This is a genomic window from Candidatus Omnitrophota bacterium (assembly GCA_014728045.1).
In the GTDB taxonomy this organism is placed as follows: Bacteria; Omnitrophota; Gorgyraeia; order Tantalellales; family Tantalellaceae; genus WJMH01.
Window position 1 is genome coordinate 45,292 of sequence record WJMH01000015.1, and the last position, 21,806, is coordinate 67,097.

The 21,806-nt window shown below is 52.8% G+C and carries 7 protein-coding genes; 4 read left to right on the forward strand and 3 right to left on the reverse strand.

What is annotated here, in order from left to right; genetic code table 11:
• Positions 1-42 precede the first annotated feature (42 nt).
• Positions 43-1,467 carry a hypothetical protein gene (locus tag GF409_05405; protein ID MBD3426647.1) on the reverse strand — a complete coding sequence of 475 codons (1,425 nt, stop codon included), beginning with the start codon at positions 1,465-1,467 and terminating at the stop codon, positions 43-45.
• Between the two features lie 129 nt (positions 1,468-1,596).
• Between GF409_05405 and GF409_05410 the strand changes: the two genes are divergently transcribed.
• Genes GF409_05410 through pabB form a run of 4 tightly spaced genes read left to right on the forward strand, consistent with a single transcriptional unit; the run spans position 1,597 to position 5,470 of the window.
• On the forward strand, positions 1,597-2,649 hold the full coding sequence (locus GF409_05410; GenBank protein MBD3426648.1) for a hypothetical protein: 1,053 nt from the start codon (positions 1,597-1,599) through the stop codon (positions 2,647-2,649).
• 13 nt (positions 2,650-2,662) lie between these two features.
• Positions 2,663-3,502, forward strand: coding sequence for a 4-hydroxy-3-methylbut-2-enyl diphosphate reductase (ispH, locus tag GF409_05415; GenBank protein MBD3426649.1), 840 nt, complete (start codon positions 2,663-2,665; stop codon positions 3,500-3,502).
• A 4-nt stretch (positions 3,503-3,506) separates the two neighbouring features.
• On the forward strand, positions 3,507-4,064 hold the full coding sequence (locus GF409_05420; GenBank protein MBD3426650.1) for an anthranilate/aminodeoxychorismate synthase component II: 558 nt from the start codon (positions 3,507-3,509) through the stop codon (positions 4,062-4,064).
• A gap of 2 nt (positions 4,065-4,066) precedes the next feature.
• The gene (pabB, locus tag GF409_05425) at positions 4,067-5,470 is read left to right on the forward strand and encodes an aminodeoxychorismate synthase component I (GenBank protein MBD3426651.1); all 1,404 of its coding nucleotides are present in this window, start codon (positions 4,067-4,069) and stop codon (positions 5,468-5,470) included.
• A gap of 10 nt (positions 5,471-5,480) precedes the next feature.
• On the opposite strand, the gene GF409_05430 is transcribed toward pabB, so the two are convergent.
• Complete coding sequence (locus tag GF409_05430; GenBank protein MBD3426652.1) at positions 5,481-11,015, reverse strand: hypothetical protein; 5,535 nt, start codon at positions 11,013-11,015, stop codon at positions 5,481-5,483.
• Positions 11,016-11,257: 242 nt separating this feature from the next.
• Positions 11,258-21,676 (reverse strand): cyclic nucleotide-binding domain-containing protein, encoded by a 10,419-nt coding sequence (locus GF409_05435; protein ID MBD3426653.1) that lies wholly within the window; start codon positions 21,674-21,676, stop codon positions 11,258-11,260.
• Between the last annotated feature and the right edge of the window lie 130 nt (positions 21,677-21,806).

Below are 21,806 nucleotides of genomic sequence, written 5' to 3' on the forward strand. Positions count from 1 at the left end.
CTCTTTATGTGTCGTGTCATTCGGCTCTCCTTTAATCCTACGTCAATCTTCCCCGGGAATTATCCTGAAAGAAACAGGATTGGATACCACTTTTTTGATAATGGGTTCGCCACCATTGAAATAGGTCTTCATTTCCCTGGTGAGGGTCACGGTATATTCCCCCGGTACCCGGTCAAGGCAGTACAGGGTGGAACCAGATGGCCCGATCTGCGCGGTGAACCCCGCGCCCCTGTAAACGATCTTTCCGGTAACAGGGTCCTTCCATTCACCCGAGCGTATCTTCCATTCGGGCTGTTCACCTTCGGGCCCTACCGGGAAGAACTTGTTTCCCCCGGAGGCATCACCCAGAGCGATCGATTCAACCGGCTCTCCATCTGCGTGATAGACCCGTGGCACGACCGATACGTTCAAGAACCTTCCCCTTTCCTCACCATAAGTAAGTCTCCGGTACCTGTCCTCCAGGGTCAGCCTTATCCCCTCTTCCGGCAGGTTACGGTACTCAGCTTTTATCCTTATGGTCTCTCCCGCCCGGTAGGTCCCCCTGTCGGCAGAGATCGTTACTCGGGCTGGAACTGACGCCTTCACAGGTTTCTTGAAGATAAAGAAGAACATGTCGTTGACGTAGAACAATCTGGCCTTCGGTGACAACTTCCTGTATACCGGAAGACTTTGGAACTCGCGAACATCCTGTTTGTGTTCCTCATCAGAATATAGGTCGTACTCCTTCTCGAAGATAAAACCCATGCGCTCGAAGTTCTCTTTCACCAGGCTCTTGCTCTTTGCCGCTACAAAAGCCCTGTATTGGCCCAGGCTCTTCGAATAAAACCTGTTCGACCGGATAAGAGGAGAATCGAACATATCTATGACGATAAGTTCGCCCCCGGGTTTAAGGGCTCTAAAAATGCTTTCAACAACCCTCCGGGATATCCGCATTTTGGTCACATTGTACGAATAGGTATCCATGTTACTGGAATAGGCGTCCTCTTCCGCGGCGCGCAGTATCCCCATCTGGCAGAGGAACGCCGCGTCCAGCGTCTCCGGAGGCATACCTATATCGTCCTCGAGCGTCCTCATTATCCTTATGTTGTCGTGGACGTTCATCGTGTCGTTCAGGACCTTTTTGCCGAAATATTCATAAAGCTCCGGGAAATAATCGGCGTCGATATCGATCGCATAGACCTTCCCTGTGGGCCCTACCGCTTTAGCCAGGGGAAAAGTCCAGTAACCGGCTCCAGCGCCTACATCAGCCACCCGGTCCCCTTTTTTCAAGCCCATCAGATCTACCGCCTCCTCGGGATGGTAAATAAGGTCCCTTTCGGGCAGCACCATGCTGACCCAAGGGAAATCACCTTCAATAAGATCGGTCTCAGACTGTGTCCACGCACGCCCGGCGCATAGCGAAAGCACCATGAGCCCGGCTACTATCCCGCGCGGGAAAGCCATAACAAGTTTCATTCCAGAGAACATATCGATTCTCCTTGCTTAAAGTGAAAATTTATCCGAAAAACCCTGTTAAAAGTAATATACTACATTACTTTCCATATACAAAAAGAATTTCTGTTGCTGACCGGGACCAGTTATGATAAATTAAATCGCATGTTCAGTAAACTCGCCAAAGACATAGATAAAGCGCTTTTGGACCTCTCCGGACAGCTCAAGGGCTCGGAAGGCTATCGCCTCCTCTATAAAGGCATTAAGGATTTCATGCTCAGGCCCGGCAAAAGGATACGCCCGGTTCTTTTCATGACAGCTTACAGGGGCTACACGAAAAAGAAACGCATCCCCGCCGGGAAACTCGCCAGAAGCGCTCTTTCGGTGGAACTATTGCATGATTTTTTGCTGGTGCATGACGATGTAATAGATAATTCTGCTGTAAGGCGCGGCAAGCCTTCCCTTCACCGCTTCTTCAATAAAGAACTTTCAAGAAGCGCCGGGGATAAGATCGGCTCCGACCTCAGTATAGTTGCCGGGGACATAATATTCGCCCTGGCCGTTGACGCTCTCATGACGGTGGATGAGACCCCACTCAGGAAGCAGAAGGCGCTTGAAAAGTTCACTGAAGCCGCCCGCCTTACAGGTATAGGCGAGTTCATCGACGTGGTGAACGACACCAGAAGCATCTGCTCCATGAAAAAAGAGGATATACTGAGGGCCTACGAGCTCAAGACGGCGCGGTATACTTTCGAGGCGCCCCTTCTCATCGGGGCCATACTCGCAGGCGCGCCGGAAAGTGAGCGGAAGAAGCTTTCAGGCCTTGGGGTTACGCTCGGGCAGGCGTTCCAGATATATGATGACCTCCTGGACACCTTCTCCACCAGCGAAAAGATCGGTAAACCCGTGCTCTCAGATCTTGCCGAATCCAAGAAGACCCTCATGGTCTGGAAAACCTACAACACGCTGAAAGGAAAAGACAGGCGTCTCCTTAAAGAACTCCTTGAAAAGGACAAAAAGACGCGCTCGGACCTTCTTAAGTTCCGCAGACTCATCACCTCCTCCGGAAGCGACAGGTACTGCGCGAACAAGGTGCTTTCTCTGCTGCTGGAGGCTGGCACCGTCTGCGCCGGCCTTAAGATGAGGTCCGGCCCGAAAAAAACCCTGAGGCAGTTCATCAGGTCTTTCTATTCCAAAACCGTCACTTTCTCAAAATAAGCAGGACTGAACCATGGAGATAAACATAGCAAAAAGTTCTGGTTTCTGTTTCGGGGTAAAGCGCGCCATCGACATGTGCATGGAGCTTGCTGGCGGGGACGAGGCGGTCTACATACTCGGCGACATAGTACATAACGAGCATGTGGTTGAAACCCTCGCCAAAAAAGGCATAAAGAAGCTGCGGAAAATAAAAAGGCCTCCCGAAGGCTCCGTGCTTGTCATCAGGGCGCACGGCGCTCCACGGCAGACCTTCCTTGAGGCCGGGAAAGCCGGTTTCAGGATCGTGGACGCTACCTGCCCCATGGTGAAGGATATCTACAAGATAGGCAGGAAGCTCGAGAAGACCCACAAGATAATCATCATAGGGGACGCGGGGCACGACGAGGTCAAGGGTATAGCCGGGCAGCTCGATAATGAACCTGTGATCATAGAGTCCCCGGAAGCCGTTCCGGCCAAAGCATTTTCCGGGGTCCGCAAAGCTGCCGTAATAACCCAGTCCACCCAGACGAAAGAGAACATACAGGCGATCATGGAAAAGCTCAAGAGTATCATCCCCCGGGTGCAGCTGCATGACACGACCTGCCGCACCACGGTGGTAAAACAGCAGCAGATAAAGAAACTGCCCCGGGAGAATGACGTAGTGCTCATCGTGGGATCCCGAACCAGCGCCAATACCAAGAGGCTCTACCAGATAGCCCGGAAAATAAAAAAACGTACTCACTGGATATCGTCATCAAAGGACCTCAAAAAAGAATGGTTCCGGGGCGCCCGGAAAGTGGGCATAATGGCGGGGGCATCCACGCCGGATGAAGTAACCCGCTCTATCGTGAAAAAACTCAGAAGCTGGACCTGAGAGAATGTACCTACTTATCGACAATTACGATTCCTTTACCTACAACCTTTACCAGGCTTTCGCTGAACAGGGGGTGGACCTTCTGGTCAGAAGGAACGACCGAATAAGCCTTGGCGAGATCGAGAAGCTTGCCCCTGAGAAGATAATAATCTCGCCCGGGCCCAAAACTCCCGAAAGCGCGGGAATATCCGTTGAGGTCATAAGAAGCTTCTCGTCCCTGAAACCGATACTGGGCGTATGCCTAGGGCTTCAGTGCATAGTTCAAGCCTGCGGCGGCAGGATAGACCGGGTTAAAAAGATCGTACACGGGAAGACCTCGCTCATAGAACATGACCGAAAGGGTATATTCAAAGGGGTGCCCTCCCCTTTCCGGGGAGCTAGGTACCACTCCCTTCACGCCGAGCGGATACCCGATTGCCTCAGGGTCACCGCCCGCACTCAGGATGATATCGTAATGGGAGTTGAACACCTGGAGCTGCCCCTGGTGGGGTTACAATTCCACCCCGAGTCCTTTCTCACGGAGGAAGGATCAGTAATAGTTAAGAACTTCATCGAGTTATAATAATGGAAAAATACTTGCCACCGATAAATAGAAGCTGCCTTATCGAAAGGATACCCCTCTGGCGTCCGGTGGAAGAGGTCTTTTCGTATTTCGCGGAGCGCCCCTACACGTCTCTCCTTCACAGTTCTCTCCGGACGGACGCGGGAAGATACTCTTTTCTCGGTATCGACCCTTTTCTGGTCATGCGCAGTAAAGGACGTAAGATAACGGTTGAGACCGGCAGGAAGACCCGGATCGGCGAAGGCGATGTCTTTGAATGCCTTAAGAGAATCCTGAACACATACCGGGTGGATAACCCCACCTCTTTCCCGCTCATCTCCGGAGGGATGGGTTATTTCTCCTACGACCTCAAAGACCTGATCGAGGATCTGCCAAGAAGGGCTGTGGATGACCTGGCTCTGCCGGAAAGCTGTTTTTGCTTCTTTAGGACGATACTTATTCATGACAGGAAGGACCCTGGATGCATACATATCTCGATAACCTCCGACGGCGGTGAAACCCGCCAGTTGCTCGAGAATTACAAGGCCATCATGAATGGAACGCGGAAAGAAGGATCTACCCTGATAGATAGCTCAAAGGCTTTCCCCGGCCTGTGCGCCGATATCTCCCGGAAGGATTACCTGAAGAAAGTTGAAAAAGTGCTGGATTACATACGCGCTGGTGATATCTACCAGGCATGCCTTTCACAGCGCTTTACGGCACGGTGGCCTCTGGGGGGTTATTCCCTCTACCAGAGACTTAACAGGAAAAATCCCGCGCCCTTCAGCGCGTATCTTAACCTTCCCGAAGCGAAGGTCCTCTCCTCCTCCCCGGAAAGGTTCCTCCGCGTGGCGGACGGACAGGTGGAGACCAGGCCCATGAAAGGCACGCGAAGCCGCGGATCCTGTGAAGCGAGCGACAGGAAAATGAGGGAAGACCTCGTCAATAGCTCCAAGGACGCCGCGGAACTTGCGATGATAGTGGACCTTGAAAGGAACGACCTGGGAAAGGTCTGCGTGCCCGGATCGATCAGGGTGACAGAGCACCGCAGGGTCGAGACCTATCCCACGGTATTCCAGACGATCTCGGTGGTAAGGGGTCTGCTGGCTAAAGATACAAGCCTTGGCCAGATCGTGAAAGCCTCTTTCCCGGGGGGCTCGATCAGCGGGTGCCCGAAGGTGCGCGCCATGGAAATAATAGACGAGCTCGAACCCACCGCGAGGAGCGTGTACACCGGGTCTATAGGTTACATGAGCTTTCACGGGACCATGGACCTCAATATGGCCATTAGAACGATGTTGCTTAAACAGGGGCGGGTTTATTTCCAGACAGGGGGCGGCATAGTAGCCGATTCAGATCCTGAGGAGGAATACGAAGAAACACTTCACAAAGCGCGCGCTATGATGGAGATATTCGGTAAACAGTAAGAAGAACTCATCATGCTCTGGCCAGCATGGTCTTGATGCTGTCCATCAGATCCCTGAGCCTTTCCTTGTCCAGCTCCTCGGCATCCGGGACGAGCTTTATGACCACCATCCTGTCACTTCCGAAAAGCATGCGGCACTCCTCCGCGGAAAGGTCCCTGGAGGAGACGACATTGGGTATCATCCGGTAATTGCGCTTGAGGGTCTCCGGATCCCACTGCAGGTACTTGCCGATCGCGAAGAGCATTATGTCCAGGAGAGGCAGGTATGCCGCCTCCGGGAATTCACTATCGTCTATCCCCGCTATCACTGACCTCCCCTGAAAGGAGCTGTAGTAGGCGGTGTTCTTATTGCTGGTAATGACAATGAGGTTGTCCGGGTCCACCGCTCCTTTGGAAGGATCGGTTATGTTCGAAACCCGGCGGGCCAGGTTGCGGCCCTCTCCCTTTATGATCTCCAGATTCTTGAAGAACCTTTCCAGGTCCTCGTTGTTATCCACTATCGTCGGCAGGAATTTAGCCAGATCCCTCAGGCAGTCGTTTATCTCGCCGCTTCCCAGGTCGAGATCAAGGGCCAGCACGACCCTTTCCTTTTTGCTGATAGCGGCTATGAGCGCGTTCACGAAGGAGGGGATAAGCTTCTCGAGGTCCGGCACCGAACCCGTGCCGCTACTTATACCCTCTTCGATACCGAAAAGGTCCCTGCTGAGTGCCTCGTGTAAAGTGTCTATATACTCACCCGGCGCCAGCGCATCTTTTATGTGTTCGTAATCGGGAACATATCTTGGATATTTGTCAGAAGGATCTGGTATATGTTTCTTAAGTCCTTCTGCAAGGGACGGCGAGATGTCCGATAAAAAGACGATCTTGCCCGCGTGCTCAGGGAATTCCTTTTCGAGAGTCTCGGCGATGAAGCCGGAAGGAGCCACGATGAATTCGGAACCCTCGGCGGTCCCGGCCGTTATCTGCCTGGTGAGGAAATCTTCGACGAATCCGGGGGCCATCCCCTTCCGGATGCAGGCTGTGACCAGCTGCCTGTGGGGTTTACCCGAAGAAGGATCGGCCACGCGCAATCCGCAGGATAAGGCGTTTACATTGCTGAAGACGGGATTACGGGATATGATATCCTTGGCTATGACCTCCATGAGGAAGCTTCTCTGAGCGTTAAGCACGCAGGTAAAAAGGATATCCGCCCCTTCCCCGTTAGCGAGCTTCTCTTTAAGCCGTGCCGCGTTCCTGGCGGACCTGATAGAAAGGTCCTCGAATTTTTTCACGGGTATGTCCTCGCTCTCGGATACTTCGAACTTTATGGGTATGTGCCTGGTCTTCCCGGGATCATCTTGCGGTGATCTGTCTTTACCGGCATCGGCCAGAGAGGCGGGCGCGTAATCGGGATTATCTACCGTGGGGGTATCCCCGTATACATCCTGGTTGATGTTCTCGTGACGCAAACGTGCCATAGCGTAGGAAATAATGTTAAAAAGCACCGTCGTGACTACAAGCGCCCCCGCAGGCCACTGGACGTGCGCGGAATGCGCAAGTCCGCCACCGAGCATGGAAACGATCATCAGGTTGAAGCCGGCAACGTAAACAGGCGCTTTGTAAGCGTACTTGAGCCGGCCCCATAAGGTCTTGCCCTTCGGCGCCCTGAAAAGGTTCGGGGTATGAAGCGCTACGAACAGAGCATACATTCCCGACATGCCGGCTATAAGGGTGAATATGCCTATGACGCTGGCCGATACGAGCGAAGAAAGTACGGCAAATGGAAGAAGCGTGAAGATCCTCTCCTCCACCCTCGGCCCGACCTCAAGGGAATATTCCCACATGGCAAGGTCAGGATCGACTATCCTCTTAAGCAGCCTGACCGTCGCCGGGGCCGCGCTGTTAAAAGTGCCGGGTTTCTCATCCGAACTGATGGGTCCGGCGGCCACGGCATCGTTATTGACGTTCTCGTGGCGCAGAAGCGCCATCGCGTAGGATATAATGTTAAAAAGCACCGTCGTGAATATCAGTGCTCCCGTCGGCCACTGGGCGTGCGCGGAATGCGCAAGTCCTCCACCGAGCATGGAGACGATCATCAGGTTGAAACCGGTGACATATACAGGCGCCTTGAAGGCGTACCTGATCCTCTCCCAAAGGCTGCTGCCTTTGTGGGCCCTGAAGATATTGGGCGTATGCATGGCCACGAAGAGCGAGTAAACAGCAGCCATGCCGATTATCAGGGTGCCTATTCCTATCACGCTGGCGGATACCAGCGAGGAAAGAACGGCAAAGGGAATTAGAGTGAAGATCTTCTCCTCGGTCCTCGGTCCGGCCCCTATCGCGTACTGCCAGAAAGAGGAATCCGGGTCGACGATCCTCTTGATAAGATAAACGGCCGATGGTGCGTTACCGGCACCCTTCTCGCCCTCGGGGTTGAAGATATCACCCTTGAGCGTCCTTCTCTGGGTGGCTTTAAAGATCAGTTCCTGGGTAAGCTTGTACCTGAGGCTGTTTATCTCCTTGAACCTCCTGCGATCGGTATTGGTAAGCTCCCCTACGCCGACCATCTCCCGGGGCAGGATCTCCTCTATGGGCTTTCGGGCCTTCATGTCCTGTTCTCTCAGCTTAAGAGAGGTCTTGTACTTTTCCAGAGCCGAATCAAAGTTCTTGACGTAATGTTCCGCTATTCCGTAGCTCAGGTAGTATTCCTTGACCCTGGGGTCACCCTCGGGCAGCATGTTCACGGCCTGCTGGAAAGCCTCCAGGGCTGCATCGTGAAAATGCCAGAAGAATTCGGCCCTGGCGAGCGTATAATGATCGGCGGCCACGTCGCTTCCGTTCATCTGTTTGCTCTTGACATCATCCCTGACTATCAGCAGCGTAAGGTACTGCCTGACTTTAAGGAAGCTGCCGGGAGCGATCTGGCAGAACTCCGCGATAAGCTGGTTTATGGCGAGCATCTCTTTCCTGCTCTCCTCGCCGGTGGAGCGGGAAGCTATCCTCTGGGAAACCTCCTGAGCTATCTCCTGCAGGGCCCGGGCCAGTTCCTCGTAATCTTCCGAGACCCAATTCTTCAGCCTCTGTATCTCGAAATTGAGGCTGAAACCCCATTCAAGTTCGCGCAGGATGCTGAAAACTATGGGACGAAGTTCTTCCTTGATCTTTGAGATGTCACCGGTGTAATTCCTTGAATCAAGCCTGAAGACCGCGTCCAGCACGTTACGGGTATCAAGGGGAGGTTCTGCGGCGAGGATCCTGTCTTTTTTCTTTTTGTCCTTTTCTCCGGAACTGCCGGTTTCCTTCCCGGCGTCCTTCTGGCGGACCCCGAACATGAGCTTGATCATCCTCATTATGTACTGCAATAGATCGAACGATATATGCACGGCCCGGTAGGCGTATTTCATGGCCTTTATCGCTTCTTCCCGCTTTTTCGGATCGTCCATATCTTTTTCCTCGGGTTTTTTCTCTTTCTCTGGCTCATCAGGCTTTTTGACCTCTTCTGCCGCCCTCGCGCGGGAGCTCATCTTTTTCCTGTTAGCGATGAGCCTTACCATTACGACCACTGCCAGAGAAAGGCCGAACCACGGTATCGGCAGGAACATGGAAAGCCCTACAGATATTATGACAGTAAGTCCCGCGACCAGCAAGAAATTCTTCCATCCCGTCCAGTTCTTTATAAGAAGCGCCGCGAAAAGCGTGACCGGAACGACGATAGCTATACCCACGGTGATGATATTTACCGGCATCACCATGTAAAGTATACCTGAAAGAAGAAGAGCGCTCGTGAAAGTGATCAGGACGCTCTTCCAGTTTATCGCTCTGACCCTGTCCCAGAAGGAAAGTCTTATCCTCAAGGAGGCCTCTTTCTTTTCGGGGCTATCTTCTTCGGGGGCCTTTTCTTTCTCAGGCGCCTTAGCGCTTTCCGAGGACGGTTTCTCTTCAGCGGGGCTTTCTTCGGTGCCGAGTATGGCACGCAGCTTGCTGATAACGGCCCTTATGCCTTCATCCTCCTTCAAAAGGTCAGAGGCGGAGTTCTTTTTCATGAAGCTTTCATGCTTTGCGAGAAGCTGCTGTATAACCTCCCTCAGCTTCTCCATCTCATCCGGCGTGAGCTTATCGTCCATGCCTTTCTGTCCGAGTATCTTCGTGCCCTTTTCCCAGGCGACTTCCATCTCCCAGATCCAGCTGAGCCTTGCGAAAATATACCGGTACTCTTCCGCGAGCGCTCGGAGCGTCTTCATAGCCATCTTGCGGCTACCCGGGAAAAGACGCGACTGCTTGAGCATGTACTGGCGCTTGATCCATTCGAAATACTGCTTATATAAGGTAAAGAAATGCGAGGCATCCTGAGGTCCCGTCTTCTTGAGGAAATCCTGCTGCTTGAACTTCTCGAGCTGTTCGCCGATCTCGGTGCTGCTTCTGGCCTGGTCCGGGAACGGGTCACACCTGTCCCAGAGGACGTTTTTGAGCACGATGGAGAGTTCCCCGTCCCGGTGTCCCGCGATGCGGTCGCCTTCGATCGCCTCGTAATTCTCCGGGAAAAGCTTCACCTGTATGGCACGCGCCCTTTCATGCCCGAAATAAGGACATATCATTTCGTGAAAAATATATTCCTGCAGCAGGGGTTCGTCCATCTCTATGAGGTCCAGTACCTGCGTGCAGAGTCCTATTGTATCGGGATAATCATCTTTCAGTTTCGAGAAAAGCGTATCGATCGGTCCGGTGTGGGCAGTAAACCCCGTCAGTTCGACGCCGGACCCTGAAGTGGTATTGAACCCGAGAAGCCAGTTATGGGGCCTGGTCGGCTCCTGCCTGTCGGTCAGGACCACCGCGCTGAACTCAAGGAACTTTGAAGATGCGGAAAGTTCCACGACCTGCTGCAGTTTCTTTCTGGTCCACGCGTCTATCTGAGCTTTCTGTATCCTTTTGTCGAGCTTCTTCTCAATCCCTTTGACCCGTTTGATCAGGCGGTGCCTCAGATCCGCCGGCGGATTGACGTTCTCGACCAGAGCTTCATGTATCCGGTGGGCTTCATTCTTGTTCTCGACCCTGGTGACGAACCCGCGTTCGTCAGGAGGCTCGAGTACCAGCTGCCGCATCAGGTATTCGCCTACTTTCTCCTGGCTCTGGACTTGGCAAGAAGAACCCGGGTCACTGGACCCGGGTATTTTAGGGTTGAAATATCTTATCCTGTAAGGACCGATCCCGATCGATACCTCACCGGAGGCCTCTGAACCGGTAACGAGCGGCCACCGCTGAAGGAATCCCGCCGGGATGTTCTTGGTGTTTTTTACCTGATCAAGCGCCAGCTGCGCGCAATCCTTTATACTGAACAGGTTCCGGTTGGCCGGATCGGCCTCGAATGCAATAAGCGCGTCGATGACATACCTGGTCATCACCATGAAATAACTTTCACCCTGCTTGGAAGGATCAAAGAATGTCTGCGGCTGAAGATCGCTTTTCCGAGTTATATCCGGATTGGCCCACACCACCCCCTGCCATACCAGGAGGATGCAAAGAACGAACGCTATTGATCTTACAGATTTATTTTTTGATAATTCCCTCATATCGACAATACCTACACCTACCCCCCCGTAGCCTTTTGTAAGCTTTAACAAAGTAGTCGTATTATGCTTTTTGATTTCTTAACTTTATGTTGACATGAAAGATAATAACATTTATAGCTGAATTATTCAATACAAATAACTGGCTTTTTTAATTTTAACGAGGATATGAAGGCGTGTTTTGCTCGATGAGCGGAAAATACCCCTGGTAAGAAAGGTGAGATAAAATAGGAATTATTATTATATTAGAGCGATACCGCGACCGCTTCCTGCATCATCTGCCAGTCGCGTATCTGCTCGTAATCTACAGCGCGTATCTTCAGAAAGAGCTTGTCCAGTAAAGTATTGATATCCTCTACCCCGGCAAGCTGATCGGCAGCCTCTTTTCCGGAGATACGTGTAAGAAGGTCCTTGATATAATCAATACCCATACGCCTGGCATCCGGGTTGGTAGCGTTAAGACAGAATGCTATCTGCCTGGCGAGAACGAACCGCACCGCTATGTCCGGGGGCCTCATTCTCCCCGTCTCCGGGTCCAGACCGTCGGTATAGGCATCTTTTACGAAGGTTACGTTCTCGTTGGCTCTGTATTCCTTGAAGAGATCGTTTTCGTTCACCACCTCTGCCATCTCGAGGCCTTCCATCTGGGGTGTGTATGAAACTATCCTGCCGCCTTCGGGCAGTGTCCGGGTCGCCCTCTCAAGTGCCTTAAGGTATTCCTTGGCCGTCGCGTCAGTGTCACCGGGTATTATCTTATAGGTTATTATCTGCTGGTTATCGGGTTTTTCACCGAACTTTGCCTTGAGTTCGGAGTTCATTTCACGCACGCCGCTCTCAACGCTCTGGTACGTCTGGTGGTCTTCCAGGTTGTACACCACCCCAACGACCATCCGCACCGGGTCGCTCCTTCTTTCGATCTCTTCTCCCGCGCCTATCGCTAACACCTGGCGCGTTGCGGCATTGTCCCCTTGAGGGGCTTCACCGGTCTCGCCGGACGCTACCATCTCGGCGGCTTCGCCCGGCATCATGCCTATTTCGGTGAGACTTGCAAGCTGGAATTTACGCGCTTCCATGTTTATGAAGTTGCGGAACTTGTCCTTCAGGGTGTTCCTTCCGAAGATCTTGCCCTGAAGAGAATTTGCCCTGTCGGTCTTACCGTAGATCTCCTCGTGACCGTAATCCATCTCATACATCTCATGAAAGATGAATTCTGCCAGCTCCATCTCATCAAGCGTCTCGACAAGTTCGGCTGAAAGGCCGATGTTCCCTGCGATGGCCGGATCAAGCCCGGGGTCGTCGCCCGTATTGAATCCCAACAGATAATTCTCTTCGCCTTCCACCTTGGCGTTGAAGAGGTATATGTTATTGATAACCGCGGATCTGTGCAAAGCCCTTTCCTCGTCCCCCATCTCAAGGTCGCCCACCATGTTCTCTACCAGAGCCATCAATCCCGGGTCATTATCCGGAAGGCCCCCTGACCGCATCTTCTCATAGAGCTTATTGAAAGCGAGGTTGATCTTGGTCCGCATGGCCTGGGTCATGTCCATCTTCTCACCCACCAGGTCCTTCAGTTCCTTTTCGGTACGGACCTGGTCCATTCTATCGGCAAGCTCGCCATGACCCACCATCACTTTGGGGATCTTCACCTGCGAGGCGGGGGCCACCTTATCGCGTATGGCTTCTGTCTGCTGTTTGAGATCCGCTATAGCTCTGGTCACGGGGTCTATGTCACCTACGCGGTAGGGCTGGTACGGTTTGCCGGCGTCTCGCAAAGCCTCAAGATGGGCTTTCTCCAGGCGGACCTGAACCGCCCTGAACAGCTCCGGATTCGTCATTTCAAGCTCCTGGAGTCTTTCGGATTTGGCGCTGTCGGGACCCATAGCGACATTAAGGTAGTTTTCCAGCATCTTTATCATTTCGGTATTCTCAATCCCCTGATCCACCATAGGCTGATCCATTATCTCCTGCTGGTGACGGTACTGGGTGAGGTCGACTATCCTCTCGCGTGTCGCACCCAGCACCTTAAGCCCCTTATCGACAGCCTCCCTGTTCATTCCTCTCAGTTCAGCTGCGGGGTCCTGTATCCCGGCGTCTCGCATGGAAAGCTGAAGGGTCTTCTTCCCGGCGTCGGTTTTCACGAAATTATCGTACTCCTCCACCGCTAGTCTGTCCGTCATACCTTCCAGACGCCTTTTCCAGCCGTTGGGCAGACCGAACTGGCCCTTTTCAAGCTGGGAATCCATCTGCTGTTCGGTAAGTTGTACCGCCCTCAGAACGAGCGGCAGGTTCGAATTGAAAAAGTCCAGCCCTTCTCCTCTGTATATGTCAAATCCGTATCCCCCGTCCTCCACGCTCTTTTCCAGATCACCAAGTGCGGCGATCACCTGATCCGGGCTCAGCCTGAGAGAATATCTGTTCAAGCCTATAAGGCTCTTGTTCAGAAAAGAAAATACCTGGGGCGTACTGCTGGCGACGTTCACAGCGAGACGCCTTATGAGAGTAACTCCTATACTGCCTTTCAACGAATCAAACCCATAGTTTTCGCCCTTCATCTCATCCAGCATCTTCCGGCTCTGGGCTTCGTCCAGCCCCATTCCCTTGAGCCTGTTAAGTTCTGCCAGCATGGCGTTATGGACCTCGTTCACTGTCTCGGCCATCTCGGGCGCGTCTTCCTCCTGGGCCTGGCGTATTATCTCAAGAGCTTCTTCCAGGGTGGAGGCATTACCGAACGCCTCTTTCAGTAAAGCGTCCTGCCCGGAAGTAAGGGTAAGGTAATTGGTCTGGAGACCGTATTTATCGATGATCTCCTTGCGGGCATCAACCGTACTCGGGTTGCTCTTGAATAGATACACCGGAGCCTTATCACCGTAGATATCGACCCCCCAGCTCACTAGCTTGTTCACAAAACTTTTCAGAGTGGCATAACCGCCTTCTTCGGCATACCCGCTGAAAGGCTTGACCTCCCGTCCGGTCAGGGACTGAATCGCTTCTTCTGTGGAAGTGGAAATATCATAAGCTCTCTTCCTGGCCATCCTCATATCCAGTTCATTGCTACTCAAGGCTAGCATGTTAAGCCCCCTGCCGAGAAATATATCATAACCCAACCTGTCCGCAAGGTTTATGCGTTCTTTCAGTTCGTTTATATCAAGGACTGAAAGTTCCCCGCCCAGATCCGTGGACGGGTCTATCTGAAGAGCCCTCAGGATGGTCTCTGCCTCTTCGGCACTCTGCACATATTCTCTCCTCGTTCTTTCGAACTGGCTGACCCTTTCCTGGAGGTCCATGTATTCCTTTTCAAGTTCGGCCGCGTCCTCCCTGACCTGGAGCATGTCAATGATGCCCCTGGCCCTCTGGACCATGTTGTCAAGAACCGTATCCGCTGCCATCTGCGTCACCGTGGCCAGCTCGCCCCTGTTGAGAGCTCCTCCTTCCTCTATTGCGGTACGCATTATCCTGTCCGCCCTTGCGATTGAATCACGGGCTATGGCCGCGTTCACCTGGTATTGGTTCTTTGCCGACTCGATCTGTTGCTTTATATCGCGTCCCAGCTGATCTTCTCTGTTAAGAAAATTCATAACTTCTTTTTTCATGCGACTGGTGGCAGCACTGTCCTTATTGGTCGCATCCGTTATCCTTGAAAGCATCTCCTCGAGCCCCTCCTCTCCGAAATAGCCCTGGTAGGCTTTATGCAGGGAGAGGAGGTCTTTGGTCCTTCCGTACTCGTCAAGATCAGCCTGCACGCTGTCGAAGGCCTTCCTCAAGACCGCCATATCTATCATATGAAGAAGCCTGGGGTCACCGCTGTCAATGGCCTCATCCCGACCCGCAGCCATGTCCATCATTAGCCCCATGACCCTCTGGAATCCCTCTCTGTCGGCGGCGCGTCGCTGGTCCGCCTCAGCCTGGGACTTTTCATAAGCTACCCTTAACCCCCCCGGCAGTGCCGCCAGCTCTTTCTCAGAGGGCCTCTCAACGGGCAAAGTGTACCTCCTGAACGAGCCCCAGTCCTTCGCGGCCAGCCCCTTTTCGATAAGCGCCTCAGAGAACTGTTCGGAGAACCTTATCCGGTTGACGTCCTGCTCCAGCTTGGCGATCTCATGCTCGTATCTTTGCACCTTGTCCGGCCCCAGGAAATCGGAACTATCGAACTGTATAAGATATGTAAGCCCCTTGGCCCTTGCCTGGCTGAAGGTCTCCCCGAACCGGTCATGGAGCGGAAGCTTGTTGTATACATGTTCCTTCCCCAGAGACCTGTCCATCCAGTAATATACTCCCAGCATTTTGAGCAGCGCGTCCCTCAGCGCGGGAACGGCCTCCTCCGCTTCGGCGAGCATGCGCGAGTACTTGTCCACCCACGCTTGTTCCTTTTCAGCGGTCCGTATCCTTGCGCGGGTCCTCTCTACCCGGTTACGCAGGTTCCTGGCCCGCTGTTCCATGACCTCGTAGAGCATTCTCTCAAAAACCTTCGTTGCCTTGGCCAGAACGATGGGCTTGCGCCAGGGATGCAGGCTCAGGCTCCCGAACTGATCCCGCCAGGGCCCGGGCTTATCGGCAGAGCCCTGCATGCTCCAGGCGAGCCTGTTGACGTTGGAGATGGCGTCTCCGTAATTATCGATTATCTCCTGCACATCGGCGCTCCTGGAATCCATATCTTTAACGCTCTCTGCCGCGGCGGCAAGAAGGGCTATCCTGCCCGATGTATTCTTGTACTTATTGCCAACGAGCATCTCCAGCTGTTTTTCGAGATATTCAAGCTCCCTGTCGTTCATCTCATCCAGGGACCTTACGCGCATAAGGTCCTTCCGGCTGGTCGCCGGGCTTTCAGCGGCCAGCCTGCTTAGAACACCTCTGGCCGTCTGCATTTCCTGGGGCGTGGCCGGAAGAAGCATATCCACGGCCATTTCGTAAGGATATGACTCGGCGGGAATTATTTCAGGCTCCAATATACCCTCGGCGGGTTCGGTCTCGGCCAGCTCGATCTGGTTCACTTCATCGAGGGAGATAACGTTCATGAACCTGTCGGCGACCTCGGCCGGACCACCCAGATTCTCTGAAAGCGCTTCCATCTCGTGGTCGCTAAGTCCGAAATAGAGTTTTACCACCTCAACCAGGTCCTGTGCGTTATCATATGTACCCATCAGGTTGAAAGCTTCCCTGCGCGCGCGTACCATTGCCCCGACAAGGTTCTTGGCGTTCTTTGCCTGCTCGGTATTGACTTGGACCGCGCGGGTTATTTTCATGACAAGGCCTTTTTTACCTATCTGGTCGCCCGGCTTGACCGAATCATCTTTACTCCCGTAGGGCTCTGCGGTTATCTTCTTAAGATGCTTGTCAGCGAGGTTCTCGCCAAAAAGAGCCTTGAACTCTTCATCGGAATAGCCCCTTTCCTGGACGACGGACATGGTGACGTCCGTTACGCGCCCGTCCTGGACATCCAGGTCGAACTCGACCTGGCCCAGACGGAAAGCTCCCGCGTTATACGCCGCGAGGCTCATGCCCGCGGTCATTATGTTAAGATCGTTCATCACCGTGTACTTGTAGGTCTGGGCTTCCGCCGGCGTAAGGCGGTCCTCACCTGGCTGCCGGGCGGCCCGTTCTATATTATCAATCATCTGCTCCCTGATGCCTTCCAGGAGCCTCGCGTAAAGCCCTTTATTGAGTTTCCCGTCTATCGTACACAGCTGGGCCAGTTCGTGGAGTTTGCCCAGAAGACCGTTATTGGCAGGAACACGCGTGAACGCGTCCATGAACTTTTCCGCGGCGGCCGTGTTATCGGCTACTTCCGTCATGGTCATTACCGCCGCTTCCGGGGTAGAGAAATCCACACCGGTATAATCATGAAAAGCGATGTTATCGGCGATCCTTCTCTTCCCGTCCGCCCCGAAAAGACCTGTGAACAGGCTGTCGGCATCCTCGGTATTCAGATATTTGGTCGCCGCCGCTCCGTGACCGGCTTTAAGGTCCTCTACATCACCGAATATACCCAGCCCGGCGTTGGCGTTCCTGATATTGCCGGCCATCGCGTCATGCATCATAAGGGCCACCCTCGCCTCAAGCAAGAGTTCCGGCGTAATGAAACGGCTTTCGTATTCCTCCTGGCTTATCCTGCCGGCCTTGCGCGCCTCGGCCAGTTCAGCGTTATAGCTTCTGGCCATGGCATCCACCTTGTCGGAGTTCATGATCGCGTGTATCGCGCCGTTGGAGCCCCTTAACCTGTTACCTCCGGAACCGTAAGCGAGACTTACCGTGACGGGGTTGCCGTCGGCGTCGGTCACGACACGCCCGTCTTCATCGGTCACGGCGACTTCCTGGACGCCCCCTTTCTGCAAAACGTACATATTGAGAGAGTAACTGAGTAGATCCACGAACTTCCTAACGTCACTTTCCCGGAGGGGCTTGTCCATGCGGCCCATGAGGTAGAGGTCTATCATCCTTTCGAGGGATTCCCTGATCATGTACCCCTCGTCACGGGCGGTCCGGTCGTATCTTAACAGCCCCCTTGTATCATATATATTGAGTATCCCGTCTATAGAAGTGGCGAGCGCGTTCTTAAGACCCTCCAGGTTCTTCCTTCTTTCGCCGGCACGGTCGAAGAGCTCAGAGTCCCTTCTGACCCGCCGCGCTATAGCATCGCCGTAGCCTATCGGCATCATCTGCAGCTTCTTCTGGAGGTCCTCTATCTCGCTTTCTTCGGTCATTTCAACGTTGATCAGAGTATTGAGCGTCTTGAAATCAAGTTCATCTTTTTTGATATCGACACGCGAAAGCGCAGGATCCGTTATCCGGGACCTGTTGACCCTGAAAGCGACCTGCTTCTTTTTTTCATCCATCAGGTCCTTGAGTATGGGAACTATAGACTTGCGGTAGGCGGTCTCCAAAGCCTCCATGAGCTCGCTGAGATCAGCGGCTCCCTTTTCCATCAGTTCCTCTATCCGGTCTATCGCCTCGTCCCTCCTCTTTTTATCCTTCTCGTCCCTGAACCTGGTCTTTTTAACCTCGTCCAGGGCTTCCTGGAGGATGGACTCAAGTTCCTCTCCCGAAGGCATCCTCTCCACCGTTACTATGCCTTCGGATATCAGACTCTCCAGAGCCGAGAACTGTTCCCGGCCTATGGGGCCCACCACCGAGAACTTGGCGGAATGTGTCTCCCGGCGTCTTTGTTCCTGACGGTCTTCCACGACTGCGTCTATGGCCTCGAAAAAAGCCTTCTCAAGATCAGGCCTTCCCTTGAAGGCCTCATCCAGGGCGTCTTCTGTCATGACAAGAACCCTCATCGGGGTATCGGCGACGACATCAGCGTTCCTGCGCGTCCTGTGTACCAGAGCTATCTCGCCTACCATCTGCCCGGCGCCGTTATCCGTCTGGAAGACGGTGTTCTTGGTCCTGCTCCCTATGAGCGGATAATCCACCCTGTACCCCCCAGAAAGCACGAAATACGCGGAATTATCATCCGGAGTTCCCGCCTTGATAAAGGTCTCCCCGGGCTGTATATATGTAACGCCCAGGTTTTCGCTCATTCTTCTGACGAGTTCATCACGGTCTTCCCGGGAAAGCGAATTGAAAAAGACATTGAGATCAGAACCTTCTACCTGAAAAGCATTCTCTATGACTTCAAGGGATTCACCGTAATCGACGACCCCCATCCTGTTCCTGCCGCTTGCCAGAAGCTGTTCCTGCTCGCGGGAGAGGCCCCGGTCACGCACCAGCCGCTGAAGGGCATCCGCTATGTCCTGCGCCGCGTCGATCTTGCCGTCCTGGAAACTGCTCCTCAGCCTCTCAAGCGAAGTGGATAATTTGCTTATCTTGACCGGGCTGAGCCCGGGCCGGTTCTGCCTGCCCTCGGCCATGGCGGGAAGGATATCTTCCTTTACACGGGCGATCTCAGAGGCTATCTCAGCGTCGTTCAAAAGCCCCTTGACCATGTCGCCTATCTCCATGCGCGTGTTAAGGAAGAAATCATCCAGCTCCTTCTGTATTTCGGCCTTTCTCTCCTTCTGGAACTGTGAACTGAGTGAATTCACCGTTCTCTGGAGTCCGTTCAGGAAGTTTACCAGGCCCACAAGTTCGTCAGCGGCTTTCTGTTTGTCATCCTCTTGTCTAAGTCTGCGCGCCAAGGTATATACCAGGTTACTGGCGGTGGATGAAGCAAATGAATCGATCTTGTCGGAGTATCCTGTCATCGCGTAATCATCCAAGGTGCGGCAGAGACTTTTTGCGGAGGTGATCAGGCCCTCGCTCTCCAGCTGGCGCCTTATAGCGGGCAGCATCTTTGAAGTAAGCTTAAGACCTCCTTCCAGAGGCGCGGTATAGTCCCTGTCCACTTCGAGCCTTTCTTCGGCTTCCATCTGCCAGACGGCGGCGGTCACCAGTTCACCCGCCTCATCCGGTTTCTTAAGCGGAGTCTCATCCGCGAGAAGTTTATCCCGCCTGTCATTAGCGCGATAGGCCTGTTCAACCTGCTCTGCGAGTATATGGTCGCCGTAGATGCCGCCGACTATTTCATGGAGGATAACGCTTCGCCCGTCCCTGCCGATCCTGCCGTCCGCGTTCTGGTACTTTGCGTTTATGCGTATACCGTAACCGCCCGGAGTACCTTCGAAATTCACCCCTTCAACTGTACGTACAAGGGGAAGTCCCGTGAGAACACTGTTGCCGGTAAGTCCTTTTACTATCTCTTCGACATCAGGGGAGATGCCCATCGCTTCGAGAAAGGGAAGCAGGTCGTTATTTATTATATCGTCAAGTTCCCCTTCGGGGATGTCCTTGAAGCTTTCGGGAGCCTGCAGGCTAATAGCTTCCATCTGCTGGTCTGTCTCGCGTTCATGTACCCGGTGGAGGAGTTCCCGGAGGGGCATGGTAATGGGCCTTCCCTTCTTCATCCTGAGGACAAGATCCTCTCCCTTTCTTTCGATACCTACGATCTCGTTGCCCTCGGCGATAGCCTTCTGGTTCTGGGTGACCACGATCACGGCCGCCTTGAAAGCGTCTATGCTCCTTCGATCCCATACGTCCTCTCCCAGCGGAGAGAGAAAACTCGCCACCTGTATGAGTGAAGCCTCGCTCAGGATCCGGTACATCTTCTCGTAGGTGCCGGAGATCTTCCCCGAAAGAAGGTCGAAATACGGGCATTCGTACCCCTTTTCGTTCTTGAAGTCCGGAATTATCGAAACATAGGATATATCCTCCTGCTTATACAGGTCACAGAGGTTCTCCGTGTGGAAACCTCCCGTTACGACTATTGCGGCCTGTTTCCCGCGGTCGGTGAAATTTATGTTCTCCAGGAAAGCTTCGTCCCTGCCGAAAGAGTATTCGTAGAAACGCTCAAGATCGGCGCGGTATCTGTCAAGTTGCCGGGACTCTTCGGGCGAGCGGACGGAGATATTATAAACGGGGGCCTTCTCATCTATAAAGGAAGAAAAATTATTTACCCTGAAAGCGTCCCTGTTCTGCTTGTAATACTTGTAATCCTCTTTGGTCAGGCTCAACGCGAAAAGGTTCTTCATCAGGGTAAGATTCCTGGAAAGCCCGTTAAGGCGCCTCTGTTCATTGTTCTGGTAAAGATTGGATTTAAGATCCGCTTCTATGCGGTCCATCTCCTCCATCACTGCGAACCTGTCCGCAGCGTGGTAAAGGGTAATATAAACTATATATTTCTGGAGGTCGGGATATTCATCCAGCGATATATCGGCGAGTTTGGCCTTTTTTACCAAAAAATCATAGAACTCGAACTGTGATATCTTTTTAACCTTGAAGTCTATGGTCTTCATCACCAGCTCATCAAGCGCCTTCCTGGAAAGCATTCTCTCGAGCTGGTCAACAAGAAGATCCCTCTGCGTGTTAGCCGCCTGGAAGTCAATGCCCCCCTCCTGGTTCAGGGACTGGTAAAGCAGGTAGATATTGGGATAATCCTTGGGATCTATCATCTGCTCTTTGGCTTTCTGCATGAGAAAGCTTAAGTAGTCCTTGAACTGAAGCTCCCCCTGTTTGTAGGCTTCGTATCGGGTATCCACTTCAAGAAGCTGGGGGGTATAAATGCTCTTTTTAAGAAGGTCCATAACCCGGCTTATGCCCCCCAAGAGCTCTTTCGCCTGTTCCTTGTAATCCTCCGACTCCCAATAGACCGAGATATTGTTCATGTAAAGGACCGGGTCTTCTATTCCCCAGAGCCTGACATCGAAGGGATGGTTGACCGCATAGTATTCAGGACCACTTACAAGTCCCTGTTTTACAAAGTGGTCCGCGACCTTCTCGCGTATCACCCTGTCGGCAATACCGGTAAAAATAGATAGATCGTATTCCCCGACACCGCCTTCAAGATTGATATCGGTAATACCGTATTCTTTTACAAGATAGGAGATTATCTCGGATATCTTTTTCTGAGCGCCGTAGTTACAATGCGCATCCTGTATGTGGATTATGAGTTTATCGGAATCGGCATTATGGGTGAATTTCATGGTCCCCAGATGCTGAGGAACGGTAAAGGTCTCAACGTTAAGTGGGGCGAACTGCTGCTCAGGCGCGCTCAATACGGAGAATACCGGTTCGGGCACCTCCGCAACAGCACCAGCATCTTTAACGGAAAAGCTAGTCATGAAGACTACTATCACGATCAGTGAAGTGATCTTTTTCGCGACCGTATGTGCTTTTTTAATGCCCCATAACATGATATCCTCTCTTAGTCTGCATCTTTTTAAAAGTTTTTATTTAGTTGCCAAAAAAAGAGTATTTCCCTATAATTTATATATAGAAAAAATACAATTTTTTAATATTATAAATACTTCCTCTATATATAGT